The organism is Streptomyces sp. SCPE 10, from assembly GCF_051980735.1.
GTDB classification, from domain to species: Bacteria; Actinomycetota; Actinomycetes; order Streptomycetales; family Streptomycetaceae; genus Streptomyces; species Streptomyces misionensis.
Window position 1 is genome coordinate 3616704 of the sequence record NZ_CP197069.1, and the last position, 26273, is coordinate 3642976.

Here is a 26273-nt window from a genome sequence, read left to right on the forward strand (position 1 = left end):
CGCACGCCGTACAGGACAGGGCCCCCGCACCGGGCAGGTGCGGGGGCCCTCTTCCGTAGCGCTCTTCCGCCGTCCTCTTCCGTCGTCCTCTTTCCTTGCGTCGCGTCAGCCCAACAGGCCGCCCACCAGGCCCGGTTCGCCGGTGGAGCCACCGCCGGAGGTGGTGGCTCCACCCGGGGAGGTGCCGCCGGAGGTGGCGGTGCCGCCCGTGCTGGTCGGGCCGGCCGTGGTGCTGGGGGCGCCGCCGGTGGGCGCGGACTGGCGGGGCGGGAGCTGGCCCGTGGTGCCCTGTGTCTGGCTGGGCGTGGTCGTCGTACCGCCCGCGCTGTGCGTCGCGCCCGGCGTGGTGGCCGCGCCGGACGGGCTCGCGCCGGCCGTGGCGCCGCCCGAGGGCGCGGCGGGGGCCGAGGGGGTGTGCTGGTGCCGGGTGCCTGGCTCGCCCGGGAGCGGGGAGCCGGGGACGTTGTTGCGGGGGGCCTCGCCGGGGCCGGGGACGACCACCCGGCTGGAGTCGCGGACCGCGCCGCCGAGCAGCGAGCCGACCAGCAGGGTGAGGCCGACGGTGAGCGCGGTGATCAGTGCGCCGCGGCGCAGCACGTACCGGCGCAGCTCCCAGATGTCGGAGCGCGGGCCGAGCCGCCGCCAGGCGCTGCCCGCGAGCCGGCCGTCCACCGAGTAGACGGGGGCACCGGCGATGATCAGCGGGGACCAGGCGGCCAGATAGATGATGTCGGGGGCGTCGTACGCCGGGACGGTCTTCCAGCTGACGGTGACGATCAGCGCGGCCGACAGCAGCGCGCCGACCACCGCGGCCACCCGCTGCCAGCAGCCGAGGATCGTCAGCACGCCCACCACGACCTGGAGGAACGCGATCACGAGGCCCGAGCCGACCGGGTGGTGCAGGGCGACCTGGCGCAGCGGCTCGGCGACGTCCCAGGGGTGCAGGGTGTTGAGCCAGGTGACCATGGAGCCGCGCTTGCCGCCGTCGAAGTAGACGGGGTCGCACAGCTTGCCCATGCCGGCGTAGATGGAGATGAAGCCCAGGAAGATGCGCAGCGGGAGCAGCACCACGCCGAGGTTCATCCGGCGGCCGGGGTAGTAGGCGTGCCTGCCCGGATCGTCGGCGGCCCGTTTGGCGGAGCGCGGGGCGTCGGGGTCGTACGCGTCGGCGACCGGGTGGGATCCGGTGTCCTCGCCGTACTCGTCGTACTCGTCGTAGGACCCGAACCCGGGGCGGGCGTACGGCTGTTGGTCGTAGGAGCCGGTGCGCATATGGGGCAGCAGGCGGGTGCCGCCGTCGTCGGCCGCGGTGCGCTGGTGGCCGACGACGGGGGTCTCGACGGTCTCGCCGAGCGCGTCGTAGGCGTCGCCGTAGTCGGTGGTGCCGACGCGCGGGATGACCCGGGTGGCGCCGGTGTCGGGTTCGTCGGCGTGGCCGACGATGCTGCCCCGCACGGCCTGGAGGAGCCGGTGGGCGCCGGTGTCGTCGGGGGCGGACTTGCCGCTCCACACGAGGGGACGGCGACGGCCGGCGCCTGCCCTGCCCGCCGTGCCCGCGACGGGCGTCCGGGCGGTGTCCTGGCCGGCGCTGAGGTGACGGGCGATCCGCGGCGACCGGGTGCGCCGGGCCGACGCGCCCAGCTGCACACGGAAGCTGGCGTGGTTGACGATGACCTGCGCCGGATCGCTCGGCACCTTCACCATGCTCAGCGCGGGAGCGTCGTCGAATCCCGACGAGCGGTCCCCCGTGGGTGTGCGGGGTGTTCTGGTGTCCACACTCATCTAACCGAGTGACGTGGAGTTAGGACACTGCTTTGACCGGCCGGATGTGTCCGGGCCCCGTCAAAGCAGCGTCGCACGCCATATGGACGCCGGAATTCCCGCGTAAGGGTGAAGTTCCGGACGGGTGTTCAGCCGCGTCGGCGGGAGGCCTCGTACAGCACGATGCCCGCGGCCACACCGGCGTTGAGGGACTCGGCGCCACCCGGCATCGGGATCCGCACCCGGAAGTCGCAGGTCTCGCCGACCAGCCGGGACAGGCCCTTGCCCTCGCTGCCGACCACGATCACGACCGGGCCCTGGAGGGCGTCCAGCTCGCCGATCTCGGCCTCGCCGTCCGCGGCCAGACCGACCACCGTGAGTCCGGCCTTCTTGTACTGCTCCAGCGCCCGGGTGAGATTGGTGGCGCGGGCCACCGGGGTGCGGGCGGCGGTGCCGGCGGAGGTCTTCCAGGCGCCCGCGGTCATGCCGGCCGAGCGGCGCTCGGGCACGACCACGCCGTGGCCGCCGAAGGCGGAGACGGAGCGGACGACCGCGCCGAGGTTGCGCGGGTCGGTGACCCCGTCGAGCGCCACGACCAGCGGGTCCTCGCCCCCGTCGGCGGCGGCGTCGAGCAGGTCCTCCGGGTGCGCGTACTCGTACGGCGGGACCTGGAGGACCAGGCCCTGGTGGTTGAGGCCGTTGGTCATCCGGTCCAGCTCGGGGCGCGGGGCCTCCATGAGGTTGATGCCGCCGCGCTCGGCGGCGAGCTGGAGGGCCTCGCGGACGCGCTCGTCGTTGTCGATGAACTGCTGCACGTACAGGGTGTTCGCGGGCACGCCCTCGCGCAGCGCCTCGACCACCGGGTTACGGCCGACGACCAGCTCGGACGTGGACCTGCCACCGCCCCTGCGCTGCTGCGGGCGGCCGCCCAGCGCGCGCCGGGCCTTGGCCGCGGCGGCTCGCTGCTTGGCGTGGCCCTTGCGCATCTCGGCGGGCGGGGTCGGGCCCTTGCCCTCCAGGCCCCGGCGCCGCTGGCCGCCACTGCCGACCTGCGCGCCCTTCTTGCCGGACATGCGGCGGTTGTTCGCGGCCATGAGTCATCCGTTCCGTGAGCTTCGTTCGTACGTACGTCTTATGCAGTGTGCCGCCCGGGGGGCCGGGCGGCACAATCGATCAAGGGCCGGGCGGCCCCGGCGGCTAGCGCGCGCCCAGTGTCCAGCGCGGTCCCTGCGGGCTGTCCTCGATGGCGAGGCCGGCCTGGGCGAGCTGGTCGCGGATGGCGTCGGCGGTGGCCCAGTCCTTGCGGGCGCGAGCGGACTCGCGCTGGTCGAGGACGAGCCGGACGAGGCTGTCGACCACGCCGTGCAGGTCCTCGCTCTGGTCGGACTCGCCGGCCCACCGGGGGTCGAGCGGGTCCAGGCCGAGGACGCCGAGCATGGCGCGCACCTCGGCGAGGCGGGCGACCGCGGCGTCCTTGTCGTCGGCGGCCAGCGCGCTGTTGCCCTGGCGGACGGTGGTGTGCACCACGGCGAGGGCCTGGGGGACGCCCAGGTCGTCGTCCATCGCCTCGGCGAAGGCGGGCGGGACCTCGGCGGCGGGCTCCACGGTCTTGCCGGCCAGTTCGGTGACCCGCTGCACGAAGCCCTCGATGCGGGCGAAGGCGGACTCCGCCTCGCGCAGGGCGTCCTCGCTGTACTCGATGGTCGAGCGGTAGTGCGGGGTGCCCAGGTAGTAGCGGAGCACGATGGGGCGCCACTGCTTGACCATCTCGGAGACCAGGACGCTGTTGCCGAGCGACTTGGACATCTTCTCGCCGCTCATGGTGACCCAGGCGTTGTGCACCCAGTAGCGGGCGAACTCGTCGCCGAAGGCCTTGGCCTGCGCGATCTCGTTCTCATGGTGCGGGAAGATCAGGTCCAGGCCGCCGCCGTGGATGTCGAAGACGGAGCCCAGGTACTTGTGGGCCATCGCCGAGCACTCCAGGTGCCAGCCGGGGCGCCCGCGGCCCCACGGGGTCTCCCAGTCGGGCTCGCCGGGCTTGGTGGCCTTCCACATGGCGAAGTCGCGGGGGTCGCGCTTGCCGGTGATGCCCTCCTCGGCGGGCTGGCGCATCTCGTCCAGGTCCTGCTTGGACAGCTCCAGGTAGGAGGGCCAGGAGCGGACGTCGAAGTAGACGCTGCCGTCGGCCTCGTAGGCGTGGCCGCGCTCGATGAGGGTGCGCATCATCTCGACCATCTCGGTCACGTGACCGGTGGCGCGCGGCTCGTAGGTCGGGGGCAGGCAGCCCAGGGCCGTGTAGCCGTCGTTGAAGGCGCGCTCGTTCGCGTAGCCGATGGACCACCACGGGCGGCCCTGCTCACGGGCCTTGGCGATGATCTTGTCGTCGATGTCGGTGACGTTCCTGACGAACGTCACCTCGTAGCCGCGGTACTCGAACCAGCGGCGCATGATGTCGAAGTTGAGGCCCGAGCGGATGTGCCCGATGTGGGGGGCCGCCTGCACGGTGGCGCCACACAGGTAGATCGAGACACAACCCGGCTTGACCGGGGTGAAATCACGGATCTGCCGGGCGCTGGTGTCGTACAGGCGAATAGTCACCACTCCAGGGTAGTGGGCGCGGGCCGGTGCCTCACGCCCCTTCCCCTCTTTACCGCACCGCGTGCTCGGCGCGGGCGTACCCGCGCGGCGCTCCTCAGAGGCTGCCGACGACCTTGCGCGGGGAGATCCGCACCACCACCCGCGCGGCGTCGTTCACCGAGTCCGGGTTGAACTCGGCGTACTTCTTGCCCGTGTACTTGAGGCTCAGTTCGTCGATGAGGTCCTGCGCGCCGTCGGCGGTCATCTCGGCGGTGCCGCGGATCTCCGCGTACTCGTAGGGCCGTTCGGGGTCCATGACGATCACGGTGACGCGCGGGTCGCGGTCGAGGTTCTTCTTCTTACGGCGGTCGACCGTGGTGGAGAAGATCAGGTCGTCGCCGTCGCGCTTCACCCAGACCGGGGACATCTGCGGGCTGCCGTCGGGCTGGATGGTGCCGACGACGATGAACACCTTGCCGTCGAGCAGGGACTTGAGCCGGTCGGACAGGGCGGCGGGCATGGGTACCTCCGGAAAGCCGTGGACGTGACTCTCCGGGTACCCTCGCACGCGCTCGGCTCACCCGCACCATGAGGGTGCGGGGTTCAGACCACCCGCGCGACCAGCGCCGTCGCCACCGCCATCAGCCCCTCGTCGCGCCCCGGGAAGCCGAGGCCGTCCGTCGTGGCGCCGGAGACGGAGACCGGCGCGCCGGCCGCCTCGGAGAGGATCTTCTGCGCCTCGTCCCGGCGCTTGCCGATCTTCGGCCGGGGGCCGATCACCTGGACGGCGACATTGCCGATGGTGAAGCCCGCCGCGCGGACGATCCGGGCGGCCTCGGTGAGCAGCGTGACGCCGGACGCGCCGGACCACTCGGGCCGTCCGGTGCCGAAGTGCTGCCCCAGGTCGCCGAGGCCGGCCGCGGAGAAGAGGGCGTTGCAGGCGGCGTGCGCGACCACGTCCGCGTCGGAGTGCCCGGCGAGCCCCGGCCCCTCGCCCTCCCACTTCAGGCCGGCGCACCACAGCTCGCGGCCCTCCTCGAAGGCGTGGATGTCGGTGCCGATGCCGACCCGGGGCAGCATCGGGGTGGGCTCAGAAGCCATCGTTCAGCCTCCTGCGGGCCAGGACCGCCTCGGCGAGGACCAGGTCGAGCGGGCGGGTCACCTTGAAGGCCTCCTCGTGACCGGGCACGGTCACCACGGGCAGGCCCAGCTTCTCGACCATGCCGGCGTCGTCGGTGACGTCGTCGGTCACGGTCTCGTGGGCGCGCAGCAGGGTCGCGCGGTCGAAGCCCTGGGGCGTCTGGACGGCGCGCAGCCGGGCCCGCTCGGGCGTGGCGACGACCGGCTCGGGCGCGCCGGGCTCGCCGGCCGGTTCGACCTCCTTGACGGTGTCGGCCAGCGGCAGCGCGGGCACCACGGCGGGGGCGCCGTCGCGCACGGCCTCGATGACGGCGTCGACCGTGTCGACCGGGACCAGGGGGCGGGCCGCGTCGTGGACGAGGACGACGCCGTACTGGGGCGGCAGGGCGGCGAGCCCCAGCCGGACCGATTCCTGGCGGCTGTCCCCGCCGGGCACCACCACGAAGTCGGTGCTCGCCGGGCCGCCGCCGGGCGTGCCGCCGGGCAGCGCGTGCGCGTCGAGCAGGGACTTGACCTCGGCGGAACCGTCCGGCGGGGCCACGACGATCACCAGGGAGACATGGCGGGAGGCGGCCAGCGCGCGGACCGCGTGGATGAGCATGGGCGTGCCGTTCAGCGCGCGCAGCGCCTTGGGGGCGCCGGGGCCGAGCCGTACGCCCCGGCCGGCGGCGGGAATCACGGCTGCGACGGGGGTCTTCGCGGGCGCGAGGGGGGGTTGCGCGGGCGCGGGACGCGATTCGTCAGACATCGGTTCCTGTCAGGTTTGTGTGCTCGACCTAGTTGGGTATGGCCTGGAGGAGTGCCGGGCGCGACGCCTTGACCGGACCCTTTCCGTGACCCTGGTCGAGCCATCCACCCGGGCCCGGCACACCGAGTGTCGGGGGCCCGCTTCCTTTTCAGGGGGCTTCCCGTGTACGGCACGCAGGCGCCGCGGGGACGAAACATGCCGCAGCGCCCGGCGACAGGTTCAGTGTCATCGGGCACCGCGGCATTTTGCTGTGCTGCGTGCTGAGAGTCTGCGCTGAGAGTGTGCGGGACGCAGGCGGGTCAGCCGGTCAGCCGGCCGGCCTTCGCCACCCACGGCGCGGGCACGTCAGGAGGCGAGCACCTCGTCGAGCAGGGCCTCGGCCTTGTCCTCGTTCGTGTTCTCCGCGAGGGCGAGCTCGCTCACCAGAATCTGGCGGGCCTTGGCGAGCATGCGCTTCTCACCGGCGGACAGTCCGCGCTCGCGCTCACGACGCCACAGGTCACGCACGACTTCCGCGACCTTGATGACATCGCCGGAGGCGAGCTTCTCCAGGTTTGCCTTGTAGCGACGGGACCAGTTCGTGGGCTCCTCGGCGTACGGCGCGCGCAGCACCTCGAAGACCCGGTCCAGTCCGTCCTGACCGACCACATCACGCACGCCGACGAACTCCGCATTGTCCGCTGGCACACGTACCGTCAGGTCACCCTGGGCGACCTTCAGCACCAAGTAGGTCTTGTCCACGCCTTTGATCTGGCGAGTTTCGATAGCCTCGATCAGCGCGGCCCCGTGATGGGGATAGACCACGGTGTCGCCAACCTTGAACGTCATGTGACAGGTACCCCTTCCGTGGCTATCCAGGGTAACACGGATACGGCGTCTTCTGAATGGCGTTTTCGCAGGTCAGGGCATATCTCGGGGCTTGACAAGTGCAACCGGAACGTGCTGCGCGGGGCACCGGAAGGCGGGAATTCGCAGGTGGGAGGGGCTGTCCGGACGGGGCGAAACGCGTACGTTACACACCTCACGCGCCCACTCCAAGTGGATGAACATCCCGATTTGTCCGGTTCCAAGCGTACGACTTCCGCTACTCCGTTCGGTGGCCGCGGGACGATGCGGGCCGTTTCCGAAATTGATCGAGGGCCGCCGGACGGGTGATGCGGTGATCAATATCAGGGTTGATCACGCATTCCTTCACGGAGTTTTCGCGCGCGGTTATCCGAATGGCGTACCCGACCTCGGCAAAGTGGCTGAAGAGCCACTTGTGACAGGAGTGACGGGTGTGCCGACGGCGACGCCGGGTACCCCCACCTGGCGGGATGCCGGACGCCAGGGGGAGGGTCGGGTGCGGCCACGCGGGAACGGCTCGGTAACCTGGGGCCGCCGGACAGACACTTAGGGCGGCTTTACAAGGAAGCCGCCCCTGCGTTCAAGGAGTTGCCGCCGCCGTGAGCAGCAGCCTTCGACGCGGCGCCCTCGCCGCCTCTGCCATTGTCTTCTCGATCGCCTCACTCGCCGCCTGCGGCGCCGGCAACGACTCGCAGACCCTGCAGATCAAGCCGGACAACGCGGCGACCACCGTCGGCGACATCAAGATCCAGAACGCCGTGATCGTCACCCAGCCCGACCCGAAGGCGACCGGTCCGGCCGTGGTGTCCGCGCGGCTGTTCAACCAGGGCGCCACCGACCAGACCCTCCAGTCGGTCACCATCCCGGGCACCAGCGACACCGTGAAGCTCACCCCGGCCAAGGGCCAGAGCCTGACCGTGCCGGCCCACGGCTCCCTGATGCTCGGCGGCCCGGGCAACGCCTCCGCCGAGATCCCCGGCGGCCGCGGCAGCGTCCAGGACGGCAACGCCCAGAAGGTCACCTTCACCTTCAGCAAGACCGGCGCGGTGAGCCTGTCCGCCTTCGTGGTCCCGGCCACCAGCTACTTCGACAAGTGGGGCCCGAGCCAGCTCCCCTCGCCCACGACCACCGGCTCCCCGGCCGCCGGCGCCACCGCCTCGGGCAGCGCCAAGCCCGGCAAGCACGACACCGCGAACCCGTCGGCCACCGCGAGCGGCGCCGCCACGACCGGCACGGGCACGACCGGCACGGGCACCGACGTGACCCCGAGCGACTCCGCGTCGCAGTCGTCCGCGGGCCACTGAGCGGTCGTACGGCCAAGCCGAAGGGCGGCCCCCCGGTGCGGGGAGCCGCCCTTCGGCGTACCGCCGGCCGCCGTGCGGCCACGGCCCACGGCCTGCCCGCGGCCTACGGCTCGAACTTGTAGCCGAGGCCGCGCACCGTCACCAGGTAGCGCGGCGCGCCCGGGTCCGGCTCGATCTTGGCGCGCAGCCGCTTGACGTGCACGTCCAGGGTCTTGGTGTCGCCCACGTAGTCGGCGCCCCAGACCCGGTCGATGAGCTGCATCCGGGTCAGCACCCGGCCGGCGTTGCGCAGCAGCATCTCCAGCAGGTCGAACTCCTTCAGCGGCAGGTCGACCTTGGAGCCGCCGACGGTCACCACGTGCCGGTCCACGTCCATGCGGACCGGGCCGGCCTCCAGCGCGGCCGGGGTGACCTCCTCCGGCTCCCCGCGCCGGCGCAGCACCGCGCGGATGCGCGCGACCAGCTCGCGGGAGGAGAAGGGCTTGGTGACGTAGTCGTCCGCCCCTATCTCCAGACCGACGACCTTGTCGATCTCGCTGTCCTTGGCGGTCACCATGATCACGGGGACGTTGGAGCGGCCGCGCAGCTGGCGGCAGACCTCGGTGCCGGGCAGCCCCGGCAGCATCAGGTCGAGCAGGACGAGGTCGGCGCCGTTGCGCTCGAACTCGTCGAGGCCGTCGGGGCCGGTCGCCGCGACGGCGACCTCGAAGCCCTCCTTGCGGAGCATGTACGACAGGGCGTCGGAGAAGGACTCCTCGTCCTCGACGACGAGCACTCGGGTCACGGAAGGACCTCCGGGGCGGGAAGCGGTTCGTACGGGGATGACTCGGTGGGACCGCCGGCCTCGTCGTCGAGGCCGGGCTCGTGGTGCTGCGCGCGGTCGCGGGCCGCGCCCGCCTCCGGCAGTCTGAGGGTGAAGGTGGAGCCCTGGCCCTCGGCGCTCCAGACCGTGACCTCCCCGCCGTGCGAGGCGACCACGTGCTTGACGATGGCGAGACCCAGACCGGTGCCGCCGGTGGCCCGGGAGCGGGCCGGGTCGACACGGTAGAAGCGCTCGAAGATGCGCTCCTTGTCCCTGTCCGAGATGCCGATGCCCTGGTCGGTCACGGCCAGCTCGATCATGTCGCCGCCGGGCGCGCTCACCCGGCGGGCGGCGATGCCGACGCGGGTGCGGGCCGGTGAGTAGTTCACGGCGTTCTCGACCAGGTTGCCGAGGGCGGCGGCCAGCTGGCCCCGGTTGCCCCAGACGTGCAGGTCCGCGGTGCCGCCGGCGGCGATGGTGATCTGCTTGGTGCCCGCCTGGTGCCGGCAGCGGTCGACGGCCTCGGCGACCAGCTCGTCCACCTGGACGGACTCGGCGTCCTCCAGGGGGTCGTCGTTCTGCACCCGCGACAGGTCGATGAGCTCCTGCACCAGGTTGGTCAGCCGGGTCGCCTCGATCTGCATGCGGCCCGCGAAGCGCTCCACGGCCTCGGGGTCGTCGGAGGCGTCCATGACGGCCTCGGACAGCAGGGACAGGGCGCCGACCGGCGTCTTCAGCTCATGGCTCACATTGGCCACGAAGTCGCGTCGTACGGCCTCGATCCTGCGGGCCTCGGTCAGGTCCTCGACCAGCAGCAGGACCAGCCGGGAGCCGAGCGGCGCCACCCGCGCGGAGACGGCGAGGGCCTCGCCGCGTCCGCTGCCGCGCCGGGGCAGATCCAGCTCGACCTGGCGTATCTCGCCGTCTCTTCGTGTGTCCCGGGCCATCTGGAGCATCGGCTCGATGGACAGCTTGCCGCCGCGCACCAGCCCGAGGGCGTAGGCGGCGGAGCTGGCCTTGACGACGGCGTCGGCCTCGTCGAGGACGACGGCGGAGGAGCGCAGCACCGAGAGAACGGTGTCCACGCCGGGCGGGAGTACGGGATCTGTGTGCAAGGAAGTCCTGGTCGGTCGCTTCTGGTCGCGTTCGCTCCAGCGGAACGCCAGCATGGCGATGACGCCGGTGAGCACTCCGGCGATCGCTGCCGCTGCGGCGACCGCCGCGTTCACGTCCATGCGTCCAGGTTAGGCACGGGGCAGGACGTGCCCACAGCCGAGAACGTGCGACCTCGAACACTCGTCGCCCAGAGTTCACCTTGCAGCCAGTACCGGTTCATTCGGGAAGCCGGAAACGGACGCGTACGGGGCGGAACGTGGGAGCGTGGGGTTCGCGCCGCCGGTTTTGCCGCCGGGCCCCGGACAACGACCCCGAACCCCCAGCACACGTACGAGAGGGAATCCTGATGCGGGACGCGTACCACGAGGAACTGGACTCGATCGGCGACGGTCTGGTGGAGATGGCCCGGCTGGTCGGCTCGGCCATCGGACGCGCCACGACCGCCATGCTGGACGCCGACCTGAAGCTCGCCGAGAGCGTGATCGAGGCGGACCAGAAGGTCGACGAGCTCCAGCACGACCTGGAGGCCCGGGCCATAGCCCTGCTGGCCCGCCAGCAGCCGGTGGCCACCGATCTGCGGATCGTCGTCACATCGCTGCGCATGTCGGCCGACCTGGAGCGCTCCGGCGACCTCGCCCAGCACGTGGCGAAGCTGGCCCGGCTGCGCTTTCCCGCGCGGGCCGTCCCGCAGGACCTGCACGCGACCATCCTGGAGATGGGCCAGCTCGCGCAGCGCCTGATGGCCAAGGCCGCCGAGGTCATCGTCACCAAGGACGTCGACCTCGCGCTCCAGCTGGAGCAGGACGACGACGAGATGGACCTGCTGCACCGCACCCTCTTCCAGCACCTCATCGACGACCGCTGGAAGCACGGCATCGAGACGGCCGTCGACGTCACCCTCCTCGGCCGCTACTACGAGCGCTACGCCGACCACGCCGTCGCCGTCGCCAAGCGCGTCGTCTACCTGGTCACCGGCGAACACGCGGACGAACTCCAGCCGGACATCCAGCCGGTGACGGGCGTCGAAGGGGCCTGACCCGGCCGGGGCACGCCCGGCGGCGCCGACCGGGGGCGCCTCCGTGCGCCGTTGATGCGCCCGGGGGCGCGGGCATGAGATGGGTGAGGGCGGTACCCGCCCCCGCTACCTGGCCCCGGCGTCTAGGAGGGACCCATGACCGACTCCCCCAGCACCACCCCCGACCCCACGCAGGAGCGCGAGACCGAACAGGTCGCCGAGATCAGGAGCCTGCCGCTGGTCGCCGCGTGCGGCTGCGGCTCCGGCTGCGGCTGCGGCTGCCAGTCGGGCGGCCCCTGCCAGTGCGGCTGACGACGGCAGCGCCGTAGGACGGTCCTCGACCGCATCGCCGTAGGACTGCCTTCGACCGCGTCGTCGCAGGGCGGTCCCGCGGTGGCGTCGTCGTGGGACGGTCGGCGGGCGGGCCGGTGCGGACGGGATCCGCACCGGCCCCCGGTCCGTGCCGGCCCGGTCCGCGCCGGCGAAGTCCGCGCTCCCGGGCGTCCGTTGTCCCGCCCGCGCCTTCAGGGGATCTCCCCATACGGGAAACCCCCTCCACAATTGTCACAGCCATGCCATACGCTGCCTCCAGCAGCCGCGCCCCGCGCGTCACCGCGTAACGGCGGTCGTGCCCGGGTGCTGCGCGGCGCACTCGTCTCCCCGGTCACGCACCGGGTTTCCTTGTGGGGGTAGCAGCACTGTGCGTATGCGCAGCATCTCGACCGCGACGGCGCTCGCGGTCCTCTTCGGCTCGGCGGCGCTGAGCCTCGGCGCGGCCGGCGCCGCCTCGGCCGCTCCGGCCGCCCATGTCACCTCGCCCGGCGGCCTCGCGGTGGACGGGCCCGCCCAGCGGGTGTTCGTCGGTGACAGCACGAACGGCACCGTCACGGCCACCGACTACTCCGGTGCCGTTCTCGGTTCGGTCGCCGGAGTCACCGGCGTCAGCGACCTCGCGGTCTCGGACGACGGGTCGACCGTGTACGCGGCCGCCCCGCAGATCCACGAGATCTGGGCCATCGACGCGACGACGCTCGCCGTCAAGGCCCGCTACACCGTCGCCACCAACACCGGCCCGCGTCACGTCGCGTTCAGCGGCGGCAAGGTCTGGTTCTCCTACGGCGACCAGTGGGACGGCGACCTCGGCTCCGTCGACCCCTCGGTGGACCCGGCGAGCGGCACCGACCCGGTGTCCCTGGAGCAGTTCCCGACCGAGGGCACCTCGGTGGGCATCTGGGGCCAGGCCCTGCTGGACACCGACCCGACCCAGCCGGGCATCCTCGGCGTCGCCGAGACCGGGCTGTCCACGGACTCGATGGCCGTGCTCGACGTCTCCAGCGGCAAGGCCGCCCTGGTCGCCTGGCACAACGGCGACTACTCGCTGAACAACGGCATCGGGGACATCGACCTGGTGCCCGGCGGCAAGCAGGTGCTGGTCAACGGCCGGGACCGGGACGCCTACGCGGACGGCGCGTTCAAGGCCGCCGGCTCCTACCCGAGCGGCCAGTTCGCCGACGTCGCCGCCAACGGACTCGTCGCCCAGGTCAACGGCGGCAAGATCATGACGTATCAGCCCAACGCCACCCTGCCGCTGCGCACCTACGACGAGGGCACGGCCGGCACGGCCGATCTCGCCTGGGCGCCGGACGACTCCCGGATCTTCGCGCTGGTCGGCTCGTCCGCCCAGGACGCCGGCTACACCCTCAAGGTGCTCACCGGCCCGGCGCTGAACAACCCGACCCTGACGGTCAACGCCCCGGCGAGCGCGACCCGCGCCAAGCAGCTCACCGTCACCGGCAGGCTGTCCGCGACGGTCCCGCTGCCGGCCGGCGTGAAGCTCCAGGTGACCCGGGTGGACCTGGACTCCCCGAGCGGCAAGGCGCTGCCCGCGGTCACGGTGCGGACGGACGGCACGTACTCCTTCACCGACACCCCGCCCGCCGGTGGCACGGTCACCTACAAGGTGACCTACGCGGGCGACGCCGCGCACTCCGCGGTCACCGCGTCCGACAAGGTCGACGTCTCCCGCGCCACGACCTCGCTGAGCCTGAACAACAACGGCAAGGTCTACTCCTACGGCGCCGACGTGAAGTTCACGGCGCACCTCGGGACGACCTACAAGAACCGCACGGTCGAGATCTGGGCCAACCCCTACGGCGGCGACAAGCCCAACAAGCTGCTGAAGTCCGGGAAGGTCGACTCCCACGGGAACATCTCCGCGACGGTCGACATGACCCGCGACACGGACGTCACCGCGGTCTTCAAGGGCGACTCCCGCTACAAGCCGAGGACGGTCAAGTCCACGGGCTACGCCAAGGTGAAGACCTCCACCGCGGTGACGAAGTACTACAAGACGGCCAAGATCGGGTCGACGACGTACTACTGGTTCCACAAGAACACCGACCCGCTGCTCACCACGACCATGACGTACTACCCGGGCCGCAAGCAGCGCATGGATCTCCAGGTCTACTACGGCGGCAAGTGGTACACCGCCGACGGCAGCCCGGAGTACTTCAAGCTGGCCTCGAACGGCAAGTCGGCCGTGAGCCTGGGCGCCCCCGGCACCTCCGGTATCAAGGCCCGCATGCGCTCGTCGTACATCAACAACTCCTCGGGCGACAACGTCAACACGACGACGTACGGCTCGTGGAAGTACCTGTACTTCTCCAACTGACGCACCGCCTCGAAACGGCCACCGCCCGGGTCCCACGGCCCGGCGGTGGCCGTTCGCCGTGCGGGCCCCCGGCAAAGCCGCATGCTCGGCCTGGTTCAGGCATAGGCACGGGTCATCCCGGTCATGCCGCCGCCCGTGAGGTTGGGGGCCAGCAGGGGCGCCCAGAAGACGGCGAGCGCGAGCGCCAGCGAGGCGAGACCGACGGCGCGGGCGACGAGAGGGCCCCGCGGCAGGCGCTTCTCCGCGGTCACGACGGCGGCCAGTCCCACCATGGCCCAGGGGTTCATCACGCCGAACGCCATGAACAGCAGCATCAGGGACCAGCAGCAGCCCAGGCAGAACGCACCGTGGTGCGCTCCGGCGCGCAGGTGGCGCGAGGGGCCGCGGTACGACGCGTAGCGCAGCAAGAGGCCTATCGGTGAACGGCACTTGGTGAGGCAGCGGTCCTTCAGGGGGCTGAGCTGGTAGACGCCGTTGACGGCGAAGACGGCGGCGGCCGCCGCCGTTCCCGCCGCGGGGTGCGTCGCCGCGATGTGCGCGGCGCCGGCGGCCAGGGCGTACGCCGGCAGCCCGGCGGCGGACCAGACCAGCACGTAGCCGGCGGTGAAGGCGGTCATGCGCGGCGTCCGGTGCACGGGGACCGTCCGCGCGTACAACGCGGCGACGGGCGCGGTGGCCGGCAGCATCATCGCGGCCATCATGACGGTCCACATGCCCAGGAAGGCGGGCAGCTCCCAGGCCATGGCCCCGGACCCCGTGTCCCCCCGGCGCAGCACCACCCAGGCCCAGGCCGCGGCCGCCGTGAGCAGCACCAGCTCCGCGTGGCCCGCGCCGCGGCGGACGGTGATCGCCGTCCTGGTCACGCCGACCACGAGAAGGGCGCCGAGTGCGCGTTGCGGCCGGTGAAGTCCCAGGTGCGGCCGTGTACGCCGGTGCCGAGGGCCCGCGTCGACCGGGCGATCGTCAAGGTGCTGTTGGCCGGGTGGAACATGCCGGTCAGCCCCATCACGGGACCGTCCGCACCGTACTGCGGGGCCACCTGGTCCTCGATCTCGATGTCGATGGCGTCCGCCACCCGCACCGTGTGGCGGCGGCCGTCGTCGTGGAAGTCGATGGAGGCGCGTTCGACGCCGAGCACCTCACCGACGAGGGGGACGAGCGCCGCCATCGGCCCGCCCACCTGCCCGGAGAAGACCTTGCCCAGCGCATCGGCCTGGCTGTCGTCGGCCGAGGCGTCGACGTACAGCACGATCTGCCAGCCGCCGTCGGCCATCACGCGCGGCGCGTCGGCGAAGACGACGACGCTGCGGTCCGACACGTCCACACCGCCGACCTCACCCCGTGCGACATGGAACGCGAGGGTCACCTGGCAGCGCTCGTGGTCGGCGGGCGCGGTCATGCCCGAGGTGGTGCACGGACACACGCTGTCGCAGTTGCAGCTTTCGAGGTATGTACCGGTGATATTCCAAGCCATCTCCGTACTCCCGCCTGGTGCATACGCCCGGCCGACGGAGCGGAAGCTCTGCGATGTGCGCGCCGGCCTGTGCGGCGCCTCGACCTCATGGACCCCATGGATCCCGTGCGGAAATCGGAGGCGGGACGCGTGCCCCGCGCCCACTCGGCCACAAGATCGCCACCAGGAAGACTCCCTGGCCCGAACGGCCGCCCGAACAACTCCAGGCTAGTCCCGCACCACGCCGCCCGCCGCTCGCCCCCGGCGGCTCAACCGAACAGCTCCAGCCCTTCCCAGCCGCGTTCGCCGCCCGCCGCCCACGCGTCCAGCAGTTGCCGGGCCTCGGCCTCGGGGGCGGCCAGCCAGACGGTCTGCGAGCCGCTGTGCGTCGGCACACTGGTCTCGTCGTAGTCGATCCGGCCCTCGCTGCAGCATGCGCACAGCATGTGGAAGCCGCTCGCCGGCTCGGCACCGAAGCCCCGCGCGAAGAACGCGTCCACCAGGGCGTCGACGTCGGACGCGTCCGCCGCGTGCACGGTCGTGTGCAGCGTCGGCAGCGAAGACGCTTCGAAGAGCAGCAGTTCGTCGAAGACGGCGACGGGCCGGCCGTCGTACGTCCGCTCGCCGGTCGGCTCCCCGTCGTGCACCACGATCTCGCCGAACCGACGGCCCTTCGTGGCCGGGACGTTCATCACCCGCCCGCGCGTCGGGCAGAGCCGCTGGATCCAGACCACCTCGCGCTCGCCCCCCGTGTCCAGCCGTACGCACGCCGGGCCGAAGGCGCCGTTGATCTCCCCCTCGCCCTCCGGCATCGGTATCCCGAAGCCCTCCCAGGCGTCACGGGCGGTCGCCCAGTCCCGCTGGATCGTGGCGGCGACCCCCAGATTCCAGAACGCCGGGTCCTGCTCACCGCGCGGCGACCGGGCGGCGGCCTCACGGCCGAGTTCACAGGCCTTCGCCCAGTTCCGCAGGAACTTGTGCGCCAGCGCCGCGTCGTACCACCATGCCGCGCTGGGACCCTCGTCCGGATAGTGCGCGAGGACCTGCTCGTACAACTCGGCGGAACGCAGCCACTCCTGCGCCTCCCACATCTCACGAGCCCGCTCCAACAACCGCCTCGCCTCGGACTTCTCCACGCCCCTGCCCCTCCCGCTGATCAGGCAGGGAGTTTCGCACGAGGGCTGAAGGGGGTGCGGGACGGGGGCGGTGAAGGCGTTGCGTCGGCGTCGAGCCCGCGGACGCGTACGCTCCCGCTCCCGCTCCCCGAGGCTGGAGGGCGAGATGTCCGACGAAGAGTCCACCGAGTACTACACGCTGATCTGCGACGACCCGTCCCACGAGGTGGTGCTCATCGACTGCGGACCCCGCGAAATGGACGTGACCCGAGCAGTGCGCAAGGTGACCGGGCTGAGCCTGTGGCACAGCCGGGTCCTGGCCCGCCAAGCGCCCGTCACCCTCCTCGGGGGCCTGTCCGCGCACAGGGCCCAGTCCGCCGTCGCCCTGCTCCAGAGCGCCGGCGCCGAAGCGGAGTGTAGACAGGAACCGGAGCGGGGAGCGGGCACGGCCCCTGCGCCGTGACGGCCCAGCGGCAGCGAAAGGCACCCTCCCGGCGGAGAATCCGCAGGAAGGGGGGTTACTCGTGGGCGCTTACTTCTTCTTGCCCTGGGTGTTGTCGGGGATCTTGGTGAGCTGGGTTTTTGCGGTCAGAGGTTGTGGGCTCGTGCGCCTGGTGGTCGTCGTTGGTCGTCATTGGCCCCTGCCGAGCGGCCTCGGGCGGCCCTAAGAATGACCCGACGGCCCATTCGCTGACCTACGAACTGATGGGCAACTCCCGCGCCCGCTGGCGCGCCTGGGCCCGTAGCTCCTTCAGGCGGCTGTGGAACGCATTGTGGCGGTTCTGGTCAAGGTTCAGCGGGAGATCGAGGGAGATGAGTTGTGACTCCAGGTCCCACGGTTCGCTCTGCTCGATCCAGCACACCAGCGCGTTGTCTGCCATCCACTGGTTCAGGGCGGTTTCGCCAGCCTTGCCAAAGGTCATCCGCTTGCCGCTCCCCACACGGCGCAGCTCAAGGCCGAGCAGACAGCCGAGAGTGAGCCGCAGCGTCGAGCCAGCCGCGTTGCCCCGGTAGTGATAACGCACCCGCTTGCGCAGGTTCTACGTGCTGGTCCGGTTCGCCATGTACCGCGGTGCTATCCCGACGTAGAGCAGGCATCCAGCGTCCAGGTCCTGGTGGGGCGGCTGCTTGAAGTGCCACCCGTACACCCCAACTGCCGCCGGGACCGGACTCGGGCGCACCAAGACCTCCTTCGCAGACCACAACCGGACTGGGCTAACGAGCGCGGTTACCTCCACTAGTCCTCCAGACCTGCCGCAGCTGATCATCGCAGGCTACTGGTCGACACTGGCGTACCTCGCTGCGATACGGCCATTCCGCAGGTCCTGTGCACGTCCTCCATCTACATGGGTAGCAGGGCGAAACCCACAGACAACGACTCTCCTACAGCTTATGCTCAGATCCCACACCAGCGGTGACACCACTTGCGGAGCGCGGCGTCTTGATCAAAAGGGTCCAGTTCACTCGGTTTAAGCAGTTTAATCAGGCGAGCTTCGACTTTCGCCCATCAAATGTCACCTTCCTTGCTGGAGGCAATAACTCAGGAAAGTCCTCCATTTTGCACGGATTGGCAGTGTGGGAGTTCTGCAAAGTGGCGTCCTTGATGGAGCGAGGCGAAGACGCCTTCCTTGCAGTAGCTGAAGGTCGACAGGGCTTTGGTTTGGGAGACGATGAATTCTCCCCCATTAACGTCCCTTCATTGAAGCACCTCTGGACGAACTTGAAAACCGCCAAGGGCGACTCCGACCCGGACGGATACACACTAAAGATTCGCTGCGAGTGGGATGATCTGGCCGAAGAAAAGCATCTAGAGTTCGCATTGTCCCTCGCGAACGATCGCCTTTTCATTAAACCCACTTCGAGCAATTTGCAGGCCGGAGATCGCGTTCCCACGGCAGCCCTACTTCCACCCTTCGCCGGCATCTCGGCGCGTGAAGCACGTATCGTCGGGGCTCTTCGGCGTAGGCGAATCGGTGAAGGTCTAGCTGGCGCCGTTCTGCGCAATCTATTGCTCGATATGTACCAGGCTAACCTACGGGAGCGGGAGCGGCTCCGTGCAGGCAAGTCTAAGATTTCCGATAACGACTTGAAGCGGCTGCGAGAAAACGATCCTTGGGAACTCCTCCAGGGTGCCCTGAGGCGCACATTCTCCGCAGAGTTGATTATCGGCGATTTCCGTGAAGAGTATCACTCTTATATCAACGTGCAGGTCGCCAAGGGTGATGTCGAGGGGTACAAGCTCACTCGGTGGCCGAAGTACAACCCTAAGGATCTAATGGTGGAGGGGAGCGGCTTTCTGCAGTGGCTGAGCGTCTTCACTCTGGCCACTGGGGACGACGTAGACGTGCTACTACTGGATGAACCAGACGCTCACCTTCACCCCACACTGCAAGCTCAGATGGTTGAGCAACTGGAGTCGTTGGCCGCTCGCAAGAATAAACAAGTGCTTCTGGCGACGCACTCCAGCGAAATCCTGAAAACGGTTGACCATGGAAAGATTTTCCAGGTCAGAAGGCAGGGGGCGGGATACCTCAAAGAAGACCAGCAGAAAGTTGGACTTCTTGCAGGCATTGGCTCTGACTACGCACCGAAGCTGGATCGCATCAAAAAGACGAAACGGCTACTCTTCATAGAAGGATCATCGGACACCAGCATCCTTAAGAAATTCGCCGAAACTGCCGGAATCGAGTGGCATGAAAGCTGGATTCCATGGCAGACATCAGCTCCCCATAAAGAGCGTTCGCATGTTTTTCGAGCGATCTCAGGCGAGGTCCCTAACTTGGTCGCTTACAGTCTTCGAGATCGAGACGACGAGACGTTCGAGACTGTCGGACCTGGCCTCGAAGAAAAAGGCTATAAGGCCCCTCAGGACTTTCTGGTCAGGAAATGGAGACGGCGGTACATCGAAGGCTATTTGATTCTCCCGCGCCCGCTAGCAGAGGCGGCCAAACTTGCCGAGGAGGAAGTAGTAGCTCAACTTCGTGACGACTTTGGAATCGCAATTGGGGAAAGTTTTCGGAAGACAGATGCACCATCTGCGATTCTCGACATGCGAGCGAAGGAAATTCTCGGTGCATTCAAGGTGTCATCCATCGAAGTAGCCTCTTGCTTCCGGGCGGACGAAGTCTGCGATGATATCATCACCATTTTGAAGGAGTTGGATACTCTCGCGAACTAAGTCGCTAGAGATTGCATGGATCTATGGAACAGCACATCGGCCATCAGTGATTTGGCCAGGTTCGGCGCGCCCCGAGGTCGGTGGAACGACTTTGGGCTGGAGCTGCTTTGGCGCGAGTGATCATGGCCCCGTAAGCTTCCGGCGCGCCGGGCAGTCTGTGGACCTGCACGGTAAAGCACGACGTTGGGGCCATGATCTGCGAGGCTCGCGCCAAAGTGGCTGCCTAACTGGCTGTTCTCTATCCGTGCGGGCGGTCGACCGGGACTCGAACAGGGTGCTGGATCGGGTGAGTTGTCGGGTGCACGGGCATGAAGGAAGGGCCTCTCGGTAGCTCGCGAATGTCGAGTCCAGCGAGGAGCAAGAGGCCCTGTTGTCGAAGTGTCGCGTGGTCGCAGTGGCCGGGTCCAGTCCGTCCACTCCTGGGTGTGACTGTCTCGCCCACAGGTTCGGGAACGCGGCCGATCGCCCGGGGCGCCGGCCCCGGTACGGCTCGGACATGAGCGATGCCGAGTGGGCAGCAGTGCGGGATCTGCTGCCGGTTCCGGGATGGCTGGCCGGCCGGGGCGGGCGGCCGGAGGGCTACTGCCACCGGCAGATGATCGACGCGGTGCGCTACCTCGTCGACAACGGCATCAAGTGGCGGGCGATGCCGTCGGACTTCCCGCCCTGGCCGCGGGTGTATGCCTTCTTCGCCCGCTGGCGGGACGCGGGATGCGTGGCCGAGCTGCACGACCGGCTGCGCGAGGCGGTCCGTGATGCCGAGGGACGTGACCGGGAGCCGAGTGCGGCGGTCATCGACTCGCAGTCGGTGAAGGCGGACGCCACCGTCGCCCTCACCTCGCGGGGCTACGACGCGGGCAAGAAGATCAATGGACGCAAGCGGCACCTGCTCACCGACACGCTCGGTCTGCTGCTGGCAGTGCTGGTCACTCCGGCGTCGACCACCGACCGGGACGCCGCCCGCCTCCTGCTGCCCGTGGCCCGGGGCCGCTTCGGGCGGCTGGCACGGGTGTGGGCCGACGGCGGCTACACCGGCCACCTCGTCGACTGGAGTGGAACGCAGCTCGGCGTCGTCCTGGACATCGTCCGCCGCAGCGACGACATCCGCGGCTTCCAGGTCCTGCCCCGCCGCTGGGTCGTGGAACGGTCTTTCGCCTGGTGCCTGCGCAGCCGACGCCTGGTCCGGGACTACGAGCGGCGCACCGACACCAGCGAAGCGGTCATCCTGTGGTCGATGGCCATGCTCATGAGCCGCCGCCTGGCCGCCCGGGGTCAGGAGCCTGTTCTGGCGCGGGCGGCATGAACCTGCCCGGTTTCGCCTCGACCAGCCAGCCCCGTTCCACCAGCCGCTTCAGCCGGGCCCTCGCCCCTTCGACGCGGGAGGCGGACGCGCTGTCCCAGCCCAGCACCACCGCCGCCCGCCGGGCACCCAGCCCGTCGCCTCCCGCATCGACCGCGGCGGCCATCAACGCCTGGTAGTCCGGCGACAACTCCACCACCTCACTCGCGTGTCGCCGGTGCGGCACCGCCCGGCGAGGCCCAACCGCCTTCCTCCGCGGCACCTCGCCGGCCCCGTCGGCGGGTGCGTTCTCCTCGGCCAACGCCTCCAGATACTGCTCCAGGCCGATCACCCGGCGCCGGTGCACCTCTTCCGCCTCCGCCAGAGCCGCCCACACCCGCTCCAGCTCGGCTTCGAGGCCCTTCACCTGCGCGGCCGCGGCCTTCTGCCGCGTCTCCAGAACCGCCCGCATCGACGGCATCCGCCACCTCCACGACATCTCGCCCGGCAACAAGCCCAGGCTCCCGCGACAGCCGCTACTTCATGCCTGACCAGCGAAGACGTCACACGAGGTTCGGAAAGAGAACGGTCTCTAAAGCCGTGGAACCGACCGCCCCGGCCACGCCCCTTTTCTGAGGGCAAGCGGCTGATTGCTCAGTGCGCGGTACGAGCGTCGGCCGGGCTGGAGCGGGGCGGAGACAGGAGCGCAGGCCCGGCCGGGGGCCGGGCCGCACGCGGGGAGCGGAGCGAGCCGCCTTGAACCAGTAGAGAAAGTTTTAACTCACCGGCTGACCGCTTCGTTGATCTTGGGCGAGTCCCATCAGAACGGTGGTTCTTCGCTGTACCCCTCGGCGGAGCTGGGGCCGACGGGCCATGCCGGTGAGCCTTCGACCGAGAGGTCGGAATCGCAGAACAGGAACGGGTTCCGCTGGCCTTCCAAGCCTGAGGAGTCCTCGCCCCATGCGTCGAGGGCATCGATGGCTCGTTCGCGGTGCTGCCAAAGTGGACTCGTGCCCAAGACTTCCCGGACCAAGGGCACCAAAGCCCGTCGGTGGTGGAGCAACTGGGAATCGTCGAGGAGTGGGATGCAGGCTGTCAGAGCCGCTTCGCGCACGTGCCGGTCGGTGTCCTCGGTGCAGGAAAGAGACGCCGAGAACAGGAGAGGCCGAATCATTCGGATGCCGACTGCTGGCGGGTAGCCATCGAGAGGCAGCCCAAGCCGCTGACACAAGGTTTCAGCCTCGTTTGTTACCTCACTCGCAACTGAGGCAATCCAGGCCAGCAGCTCAGCGCGCATGCAACCAGGGAAGGAACGGCGTTCTTTGATGACGGCCCGGGTCGTACGCGGATCCGGCAAGATCGCGGCTACATACAGCGCCGCGGGTACCGTTGCCTCGTAGAGCGTGTTCTGGTGGTGCAAGGTGCCGTGCAGGTAATCGAGCGCCTTGGTTCTCGTGCTCAGGTCTGCGTCACACAGCGCGGCCAGCATCCCCGGTGCCTCAGTGGCAAACCCATAGGCGTGCCTCAATGCGGCCCAGTCCGTTCCTGCCAGCAAGACCTGGCCGTCAGGCAGACCGGCCGACGCGGGAGTGCCGTCGCTCGTCATACGACCTGCCACAAGGGAGCCGCGTACTGCTCTGGACGGCTGCTGATGAGGAGTTGGCGTAGTTCTTCGCGCTGGGAGCCGCTGAGGTTCAGTGCCTCTGTGATGCGGCGGAAGGTCGTGTGGGTGACTCCCCGGGCTTGGGCCTCGCGCTGGAACTGGTCGAGCCGCGAAAGTACGTCGTCGGGTTCGAGCTTGGCCGGTGTCGGCCCGGTGAGCCAGGTTGCCTTGTTGCGTTCGTAGTCGATCTCCGAGAAGCCGCAGATCTCCCGGCTGTACGCCTCGGCTTCGTCCAGGGCGGCGGTCGTCATGATGGCGCGGGCCAGGTTGTTGCGGCTGACCGCGTCGTCCAGGTCGACTTCGTGGACGGTGGCGCCCTCGTCGGTGAGGGGTACGGGGAGGCTGGCGTCGCGCACTTCGCAGATGCCGCGGACTCCTCGGGCTGTTGCGGCGAGCATCGCGGTTGCCTCTGAGGGGTGCCACTCCAGGACGGTGCTGATCACCTCCACGTCCTTCGATGTGAAGGTGTGGACAAGATGTCCGAGCAAGGGACGTAGATCGGCCGGTGGGATCTCGCCGTCCAGTCCTGGGCCCGCGACCAGGAGCCGGATCGGGGCGTTGACCTGGCAGCAGGCGGCGAGGGTGAGCGCGTCGGCGAGTGGGCTCTTCAGTGTGGGTTCGTCGCCCTGGGCGAGGATGTCTCCGCCGACATCCAGCAGATCGATCGACGTGGGAGCCAGGTGCTCCACCAGTTCTTCCATCTGCCGTGCGATGCCCTCGGCGCCGTGGTGAGGGTCGAGCAAGGCGAAGGTGTGCGGGAGCGCTGCCGCGAGCCGGGGGAGTGTGGAGCCTGCCGGTGGGATCGCCTGGGCCGTGGCCGGCACTGACCAGACGGAGCGGGTGAGAGGTTCGAGCCCGGTGAAGTTGTCGGCTCCGCGGGGGCCCGGGATCGGGTCGACCAGGAGGCGGTCCCAGGCGTAGGTGAGGATCACCGCCTGGTCCTCGTCGCCGTACAGGGCGGCGTCAAGCATTGCGGCGGCGACAGCGTCGCCCCCTCCCCCGGCCGCGACGATCAACCGCGTCATGTGCTCCACATTACGGGCTCTGGTGGCCATTCACCCTGTAGTGGCCGCTGGCCGGACGCCGAGGACGCGCACGGGCGCGGACTGCTCCTGGTCGACTCCGTCGCAGAGTCGTGGCACTCCGGGCCCAGCCGCTTCGGGGGAACGGTGGTCGCCTTCGTGATGGCCGATGCCTGGCCGTTGTGAGCCAGGCGCCCCCGCGCAGATATCAGGGGTTCAGCGGCGGGCTCCGCTCACTTCTTCCGGGAATCCTGGGCAAGCCAGCCCTCCCGGTCGGACCCTCCAGCACCTGACGGCCCAGAGACGGCCCAGGGCAAGAGAAAAGCCCCCTCCCCGCGGAGAACCCGCAGGCAGGGGGCTTACTCGTGGGCAGTTACTTCTTCTTGCCCTGGTTCTTGACCGCCTCGATGGCGGCTGCGGCGGCCTCCGGGTCGAGGTACTTGCCGCCCGGGGTGACGGGCTTGAAGTCGGAGTCGAGTTCGTAGAACAGGGGGATGCCCGTGGGGATGTTCAGGCCCGCGATGTCGGCGTCGGAGATGCCGTCCAGGTGCTTGACCAGGGCGCGCAGGGAGTTGCCGTGGGCGGCGACGAGGACCGTGCGGCCGGACAGCAGGTCGGGGACGATCGCGTCGAACCAGTAGGGGAGCATGCGGACGACGACGTCCTTCAGGCACTCCGTCCGCGGGCGCAGCTCCGGCGGGAGGGTCGCGTAGCGCGCGTCGTCGAACTGGGAGAACTCGGAGTCCTCGGCGAGCGGGGGCGGCGGGGTGTCGTAGGAGCGGCGCCAGAGCATGAACTGCTCCTCGCCGAACTCGGCCAGCGTCGCCGCCTTGTCCTTGCCCTGGAGGGCGCCGTAGTGGCGCTCGTTCAGGCGCCAGCTGCGGTGGACCGGGATCCAGTGGCGGTCGGCGGCCTCCAGGGCCAGCTGGGCGGTGCGGATCGCACGCTTCTGGAGGGACGTGTGGACCACGTCGGGCAGCAGGTCGGCGTCCTTCAGAAGCTCGCCGCCGCGGACTGCCTCCTTCTCGCCCTTCTCGTTCAGATTGACGTCCACCCAGCCGGTGAACAGGTTCTTCGCGTTCCACTCGCTCTCGCCGTGGCGGAGGAGGATCAGCTTGTACGGTGCGTCGGCCATGCCTCAGAGCGTAATCCACACCCCGTGGGCGGTGACGCGGCCGACCAGTGGGTGGATCGTTGACGGCATCTGTTAATCGAGTGGTCACTGTCAGACCCCCTATGTAAGTTGTGCTTGCGCTGTCGGCCGCTTACAACTTCAGGGGGTCCCCTCATGCCCGCCGCCCGTCTCGGACGTGCTGCCCGGGAAGCCGTCTCCGGGCTTCCCCGTGAGTTCTGGTGGCTGTGGACCAGCACCCTGGTCAACCGGCTCGGCGCCTTCGTGGCCACCTTCATGGCCCTCTACCTCACCCTCGACCGCGGGTACTCCGCCTCCTACGCCGGTCTGGTCGCCTCGCTGCACGGGCTGGGCGGGGTCGTCTCCGCCCTCGGCGGCGGGGTCATGGCCGACCGGCTCGGACGGCGGCCCACCCTGCTCGTCGCCCAGTCGGCCACCGCCGTCTTCGTCGCGCTGCTCGGGTTCATGACCGGTCCGGTCGCCATCGCCGGCGTCGCCTTCCTCGTCGGCATGGCCTCCAACGCGTCCCGGCCCGCCGTGCAGGCGATGATGGCCGACATCGTGCGGCCCGAGGACCGGGTGCGGGCCTTCTCGCTCAACTACTGGGCCATCAACCTCGGCTTCGCCGTCTCCTCCGCGGCCGCCGGCTTCATCGCCGAGTTCAGCTATCTCGCCGGGTTCCTGATCGAGGCCGGGATGACGGCCGCCTGCGCCCTCGTCGTCTTCCTGAAGGTCCCCGAGTCCCGGCCGGACGCCCCGGCCAAGCGGTCCGGCGCCGGTGCCGAGGCCGGGGTCAGCCTGGGCACCGTGCTGCGCGACGGCCGGTACATGGCCGTCGTCGGGCTGTCCTTCCTGGTCGCCCTGATCTTCCAGCAGGGCTCGGTGGCGCTGCCGGTGGCCATGGGCCGGGCCGGGTTCTCGCCCGCGGACTACGGCCTCGCCATCGCCGTCAACGGCGTCCTGATCGTCGCCCTGCAGATCCCGGTCACCCGGTTCATCGAGCACCGCGATCCGCGCAGCCTGCTCGTCCTGTCCTCGCTGCTGGCGGGGTACGGGTTCGGGCTCACCGCCTTCGCCGGGTCGGTCGGTGCCTTCATGGCCACGGTGTGCGTGTGGACCCTCGCCGAGATCGTCAACGCGCCGACCCAGACCGGGCTCGTCGTACGGCTCTCCCCCGTGCACGGACGCGGGCGCTACCAGGGCATGTACAGCCTGTCCTGGTCCGTCGCCGCGCTGGTCGCGCCGCTGATGTCCGGCCAGGTCATCGACCGGTTCGGGGCCGAGTGGCTGTGGGGGACGTGCGCCGTCGTGGGCACGGCCGCCGGGCTCGGCTACGGGCTGCTGATGCGGGGGCTGCGCAAGGACGACCGTACGGGCGAGGCCGAGGCCCGCGGCGGCGCCCTCGCCGAAGGCGCGACGGCTCCCGCCCCCGAACCCAGCGCCTAGCGACC

25 protein-coding genes and 1 pseudogene are annotated in these 26273 nt (G+C 69.8%); 9 read left to right on the forward strand and 17 right to left on the reverse strand.

What is annotated here, in order from left to right; genetic code table 11:
• Window positions 1–105 precede the first annotated feature (105 nt).
• The 7 genes from ACSP97_RS16825 to ACSP97_RS16855 all read right to left on the reverse strand — a co-directional run bounded on the left by ACSP97_RS16825 (window position 106) and on the right by ACSP97_RS16855 (window position 7054).
• Window positions 106–1782, reverse strand: a complete 1677-nt coding sequence (locus ACSP97_RS16825) for a DoxX family membrane protein (protein ID WP_440558135.1) — start codon at window positions 1780–1782, stop codon at window positions 106–108.
• A gap of 128 nt (window positions 1783–1910) precedes the next feature.
• The gene (gene rlmB, locus ACSP97_RS16830; protein ID WP_355146109.1) at window positions 1911–2855 is read right to left on the reverse strand and encodes a 23S rRNA (guanosine(2251)-2'-O)-methyltransferase RlmB; all 945 of its coding nucleotides are present in this window, start codon (window positions 2853–2855) and stop codon (window positions 1911–1913) included.
• 103 nt (window positions 2856–2958) lie between these two features.
• Complete coding sequence (gene cysS, locus ACSP97_RS16835) at window positions 2959–4359, reverse strand: cysteine--tRNA ligase (protein ID WP_355523866.1); 1401 nt, start codon at window positions 4357–4359, stop codon at window positions 2959–2961.
• A 94-nt stretch (window positions 4360–4453) separates the two neighbouring features.
• Entirely contained in the window at window positions 4454–4858 is a 405-nt protein-coding gene (locus ACSP97_RS16840) for a PPOX class F420-dependent oxidoreductase (RefSeq protein ID WP_382014772.1), read from the reverse strand.
• A gap of 83 nt (window positions 4859–4941) precedes the next feature.
• Window positions 4942–5439, reverse strand: a complete 498-nt coding sequence (gene ispF / locus ACSP97_RS16845; RefSeq protein WP_355146115.1) for a 2-C-methyl-D-erythritol 2,4-cyclodiphosphate synthase — start codon at window positions 5437–5439, stop codon at window positions 4942–4944.
• A complete protein-coding gene (gene ispD, locus ACSP97_RS16850; RefSeq protein WP_355146117.1) occupies window positions 5429–6226 on the reverse strand; it encodes a 2-C-methyl-D-erythritol 4-phosphate cytidylyltransferase in 798 nt (265 codons plus the stop codon). The genes ispF and ispD overlap by 11 nt, the downstream gene beginning before the upstream one ends.
• Before the next feature lie 345 nt (window positions 6227–6571).
• Complete coding sequence (locus ACSP97_RS16855) at window positions 6572–7054, reverse strand: CarD family transcriptional regulator (RefSeq protein WP_003953493.1); 483 nt, start codon at window positions 7052–7054, stop codon at window positions 6572–6574.
• Between the two features lie 617 nt (window positions 7055–7671).
• Between ACSP97_RS16855 and ACSP97_RS16860 the strand changes: the two genes are divergently transcribed.
• The gene (locus tag ACSP97_RS16860) at window positions 7672–8376 is read left to right on the forward strand and encodes a DUF461 domain-containing protein (protein ID WP_358270287.1); all 705 of its coding nucleotides are present in this window, start codon (window positions 7672–7674) and stop codon (window positions 8374–8376) included.
• 103 nt (window positions 8377–8479) lie between these two features.
• Here the strand turns inward: ACSP97_RS16860 and ACSP97_RS16865 are convergent, their stop codons facing one another.
• Complete coding sequence (locus ACSP97_RS16865) at window positions 8480–9160, reverse strand: response regulator transcription factor (RefSeq protein WP_014673455.1); 681 nt, start codon at window positions 9158–9160, stop codon at window positions 8480–8482.
• A complete protein-coding gene (locus ACSP97_RS16870) occupies window positions 9157–10413 on the reverse strand; it encodes a sensor histidine kinase (RefSeq protein WP_355146121.1) in 1257 nt (418 codons plus the stop codon). The genes ACSP97_RS16865 and ACSP97_RS16870 overlap by 4 nt, the downstream gene beginning before the upstream one ends.
• A 227-nt stretch (window positions 10414–10640) precedes the next feature.
• Between ACSP97_RS16870 and phoU the strand changes: the two genes are divergently transcribed.
• The 3 genes from phoU to ACSP97_RS16885 all read left to right on the forward strand — a co-directional run bounded on the left by phoU (window position 10641) and on the right by ACSP97_RS16885 (window position 13980).
• A complete protein-coding gene (gene phoU / locus ACSP97_RS16875; protein ID WP_355146123.1) occupies window positions 10641–11330 on the forward strand; it encodes a phosphate signaling complex protein PhoU in 690 nt (229 codons plus the stop codon).
• A 135-nt stretch (window positions 11331–11465) separates the two neighbouring features.
• Window positions 11466–11621, forward strand: a complete 156-nt coding sequence (locus tag ACSP97_RS16880) for a hypothetical protein (RefSeq protein ID WP_167381417.1) — start codon at window positions 11466–11468, stop codon at window positions 11619–11621.
• Window positions 11622–12015: 394 nt separating this feature from the next.
• Window positions 12016–13980 (forward strand): YncE family protein, encoded by a 1965-nt coding sequence (locus tag ACSP97_RS16885; protein WP_355523875.1) that lies wholly within the window; start codon window positions 12016–12018, stop codon window positions 13978–13980.
• A 95-nt stretch (window positions 13981–14075) separates the two neighbouring features.
• Here the strand turns inward: ACSP97_RS16885 and ACSP97_RS16890 are convergent, their stop codons facing one another.
• The 3 genes from ACSP97_RS16890 to ACSP97_RS16900 all read right to left on the reverse strand — a co-directional run bounded on the left by ACSP97_RS16890 (window position 14076) and on the right by ACSP97_RS16900 (window position 16569).
• Complete coding sequence (locus ACSP97_RS16890; protein WP_355523878.1) at window positions 14076–14843, reverse strand: DUF2182 domain-containing protein; 768 nt, start codon at window positions 14841–14843, stop codon at window positions 14076–14078.
• Window positions 14840–15379, reverse strand: a complete 540-nt coding sequence (locus ACSP97_RS16895; protein ID WP_440558141.1) for a DUF1326 domain-containing protein — start codon at window positions 15377–15379, stop codon at window positions 14840–14842. Before ACSP97_RS16895 ends, ACSP97_RS16890 begins: the two co-directional genes overlap by 4 nt.
• Before the next feature lie 323 nt (window positions 15380–15702).
• Entirely contained in the window at window positions 15703–16569 is an 867-nt protein-coding gene (locus ACSP97_RS16900; protein WP_440558143.1) for a tetratricopeptide repeat protein, read from the reverse strand.
• 145 nt (window positions 16570–16714) lie between these two features.
• Here ACSP97_RS16900 and ACSP97_RS16905 point away from each other — a divergent pair, with 145 nt between their 5' ends.
• Complete coding sequence (locus tag ACSP97_RS16905) at window positions 16715–17011, forward strand: ribosomal protein L7/L12 (RefSeq protein ID WP_440558145.1); 297 nt, start codon at window positions 16715–16717, stop codon at window positions 17009–17011.
• 232 nt (window positions 17012–17243) lie between these two features.
• Here the strand turns inward: ACSP97_RS16905 and ACSP97_RS16910 are convergent, their stop codons facing one another.
• Window positions 17244–17573, reverse strand: coding sequence for a GIY-YIG nuclease family protein (locus ACSP97_RS16910; protein ID WP_440558147.1), 330 nt, complete (start codon window positions 17571–17573; stop codon window positions 17244–17246).
• Between the two features lie 416 nt (window positions 17574–17989).
• Between ACSP97_RS16910 and ACSP97_RS16915 the strand changes: the two genes are divergently transcribed.
• Together ACSP97_RS16915 and ACSP97_RS16920 are read left to right on the forward strand one after the other, a co-directional pair.
• Window positions 17990–19726: an ATP-dependent nuclease gene (locus ACSP97_RS16915; protein ID WP_382077095.1), complete on the forward strand. Its 1737-nt coding sequence runs from the start codon at window positions 17990–17992 to the stop codon at window positions 19724–19726.
• Window positions 19727–20222: 496 nt separating this feature from the next.
• The gene (locus tag ACSP97_RS16920; RefSeq protein WP_440558149.1) at window positions 20223–21029 is read left to right on the forward strand and encodes an IS5 family transposase; all 807 of its coding nucleotides are present in this window, start codon (window positions 20223–20225) and stop codon (window positions 21027–21029) included.
• Here ACSP97_RS16920 and ACSP97_RS16925 read toward each other — a convergent pair.
• The 3 genes from ACSP97_RS16925 to ACSP97_RS16935 form a co-directional block, all read right to left on the reverse strand.
• Entirely contained in the window at window positions 20971–21477 is a 507-nt protein-coding gene (locus ACSP97_RS16925; protein ID WP_440558443.1) for a hypothetical protein, read from the reverse strand. The genes ACSP97_RS16920 and ACSP97_RS16925 overlap by 59 nt on opposite strands.
• A 348-nt stretch (window positions 21478–21825) precedes the next feature.
• A complete protein-coding gene (locus ACSP97_RS16930; protein WP_440558152.1) occupies window positions 21826–22611 on the reverse strand; it encodes a hypothetical protein in 786 nt (261 codons plus the stop codon).
• The gene (locus tag ACSP97_RS16935) at window positions 22608–23639 is read right to left on the reverse strand and encodes a DUF1152 domain-containing protein (RefSeq protein WP_440558444.1); all 1032 of its coding nucleotides are present in this window, start codon (window positions 23637–23639) and stop codon (window positions 22608–22610) included. The genes ACSP97_RS16930 and ACSP97_RS16935 overlap by 4 nt, the downstream gene beginning before the upstream one ends.
• A gap of 99 nt (window positions 23640–23738) precedes the next feature.
• Between ACSP97_RS16935 and ACSP97_RS16940 the strand changes: the two are divergent.
• A pseudogene (locus ACSP97_RS16940) lies at window positions 23739–23876 on the forward strand (ATP-binding protein); the annotation flags it as partial.
• Between the two features lie 187 nt (window positions 23877–24063).
• Here the strand turns inward: ACSP97_RS16940 and ACSP97_RS16945 are convergent.
• Complete coding sequence (locus ACSP97_RS16945; protein WP_355146143.1) at window positions 24064–24825, reverse strand: phosphoglyceromutase; 762 nt, start codon at window positions 24823–24825, stop codon at window positions 24064–24066.
• Window positions 24826–24978: 153 nt separating this feature from the next.
• On the opposite strand from ACSP97_RS16945, the gene ACSP97_RS16950 reads away from it, so the two are divergent.
• The gene (locus tag ACSP97_RS16950; protein ID WP_355528551.1) at window positions 24979–26268 is read left to right on the forward strand and encodes an MDR family MFS transporter; all 1290 of its coding nucleotides are present in this window, start codon (window positions 24979–24981) and stop codon (window positions 26266–26268) included.
• The last annotated feature ends 5 nt before the right edge of the window (window positions 26269–26273 follow it).